We start from the raw sequence: 2,369 nt of genomic DNA, 5'->3' as shown, positions 1-2,369 counted from the left end.
GAACTGGACAGCGCATTGGCATTGCAGGCCGCGCGAGGCGGGCGGTTGGGCGAAATCCTGGTGCGCCTGGGTGCGGTCTCGACAAACACCTTGTACGTGGCGCTGGCTGAGCAACTGGGCTGCCCGATGCTGGCCCCCACGCAGTTGGACGAGGTGGCGGCCCGAGAGGCGATGGCACGCCTGAAGCAGCCTGCGAGCTGGTGGTTGGACCGCGGCGTGTTGATGTGGGAGCAGGGATCGCAATGGCAGGTGGCCAGTGCCGACCCGCTCGACCTGGACGTGCGTGAGGCGCTCGCCGACGAAGGCATCGTTGAACCGTTCTGGCACCTCCTTCTGCCCGCCGACGCAGAAAGCCTCGCCGAGCGTCTGCGCCACGGCGACGCCCGCGGTACGCTGGATGCGCGCTCGCTGCGCGAACTCGCCGAGGATGCCCCGGTCGTCGCCTTCGTCAACAACACGCTGGCCCAAGCCCTCGAAGCCCGGGCCTCTGACATTCACGTCGAGCCCGGTGAGCGCGAGTGTGCGTTGCGCTTCCGTGTCGACGGTGTGCTGCAACTGCGTTCGACGCTGGGAATGGATCGTTATCCGGCCATCGCGTCACGCATCAAGCTCATTGGTGGCTTGGACATCGCCGAGCGCCGCCTGCCCCAGGATGGGCGGATTTCATCACGCGTGGCCGGTCGAGAAGTGGACATCCGCATTTCGTCGATCCCGGCCGTGCACGGCGAGTCCCTGGTGCTCCGGCTGCTGCCCAAGGAGCGCGGCGATATCGGCTTGCACCGCATCGGCATGGAAGACGACCATCGCCAGCGATTGATGCACTGGCTGGATTTGCCCAACGGCATGATGCTGGTTACGGGGCCCACCGGCAGCGGCAAGAGCACCACGTTGTATGGTGCGCTGTCCGAGATCAACGACGGCGTGCGCAAGCTGATCACGGTGGAAGACCCGGTCGAACTGCGCCTGCCCGGCGTCGTGCAGATCCAGACCCAGGCCGACATTGGCTACACCTTCGCTCGGGCACTGCGCTCCATCCTGCGCCACGACCCGGATGTCATCATGGTCGGTGAAATCCGCGACCGTGAAACCGCCGAGATCGCCATCCAGGCGGCTTTGACCGGGCACTTGGTGCTTGCGACCTTGCACACCAATGACGCCCTGTCGGCCGTGAACCGTCTCGTCGACATGGGGATCGAACCCTATCTCGTCGCGGCTTCGCTGCGTGCCGTCATGGCGCAGCGCCTCGTTCGCCGGCTCTGCGAGCATTGCGCCCAGCCGCTGCTTGATTGCGAGCCGCTGGAGGACCGTGCCGCCACTCTGCTCGCTCGCGGCATTGCCATGCCGCGGCCGGCGCGCTGGATGCGCGCTGTCGGATGCCCGCAATGTGGCGGGACGGGCTACCTGGGCCGTCTCGGCGTCTACGAACTTGTGGACGTGGGCGCCACGCTGCAGCACCAGATCGCCCAGAGTGCCGGCGTCGAGCAACTCGTCGCGACCGCCAACGCAGAAGGGCGCCGGAGCATGGTAGATGACGGGCTCGTCAAGTGCGCGCAAGGGCTAACCACCTTCGAGGAAGTGCTGCGCGCAGCCAGCAGCGAGGAGCCGTGATGCAGCGCTATCGCTATCGCGCAGTCGACGCCAGCGGCCAGAGCGTGGCCGGTCAGTTGGAAGCCTACAGCGAGGGCGAGGCGGCGCGGCAGCTGCTGCGCCAAGGGCTCAGGCCCCTGTCGGTCGAAGGCGAGGAATTGCAGGTGACGGCCGCCGCGTCTGTGCGACGTCGGGTGCTGACGACGCTGGATCGCATCGTTGTGCTGCGCGAGTTGGGCACGTTGCTGAAGGCGGGGGTGGCGTTGGATGAAGCGCTGGGTTCGCTGGCAACCGGCCATGCCAGCGGCGCGGCAGGCGCGGCGATGAGCAGGGCGCTGACTGATGTGCGCGCCGGCCAGACCTTGCATGACGCGCTGGCTGGCAGCGGCCTGGAGCTGCCGCCTTATTTGCTGACCCTGGTGCGCGTGGGCGAGGCCAGTGGACAGCTGGCGCAGGCCCTTGCCGAGGGGAGCGAGCAACTCGAAGCGCAACGCCGGGTCGCACAGGAGCTGCGCAACGCCTTGATCTATCCGTGTGTGCTGGTCTTCGCTGGCGTGCTGGCCGTGTTGATCATTTTCCTTGGGGTCATTCCAAAGTTTGCACCGCTGCTGAAGAACTCGCGTGGCCAGGTTCCGGAGCTCTCGATGTGGATCATCGAATCRGCTGTTTTCTTCAAAGCCCACCTCCTGCCGATCGGCCTCGGAGTCGGCGCAGTGGTCATGACGATCGGCGTGCTGTTGTCACGAGCGCCGGTGCGCCGGGCCATCATGGATACGTTGGCG

At 66.5% G+C, this 2,369-nt stretch carries 2 protein-coding genes; both read left to right on the top strand.

From position 1 onward, the window contains the following. On the top strand, positions 1-1,608 hold a 1,608-nt coding region (locus AC1DU6_RS27725; protein WP_477861056.1), incomplete at its 5' end, for a GspE/PulE family protein. Then, positions 1,608-2,369, top strand: a 762-nt coding sequence (locus tag AC1DU6_RS27720; protein ID WP_477861054.1) for a type II secretion system F family protein, incomplete at its 3' end; no start/stop codon positions are given. The genes AC1DU6_RS27725 and AC1DU6_RS27720, both read left to right, overlap by 1 nt.

Source organism: Roseateles sp. P5_B10 (assembly GCF_056400485.1).
Note: the sequence above shows the minus strand (reverse complement) of the source record. Positions and strands in the feature narration are given on the sequence as shown.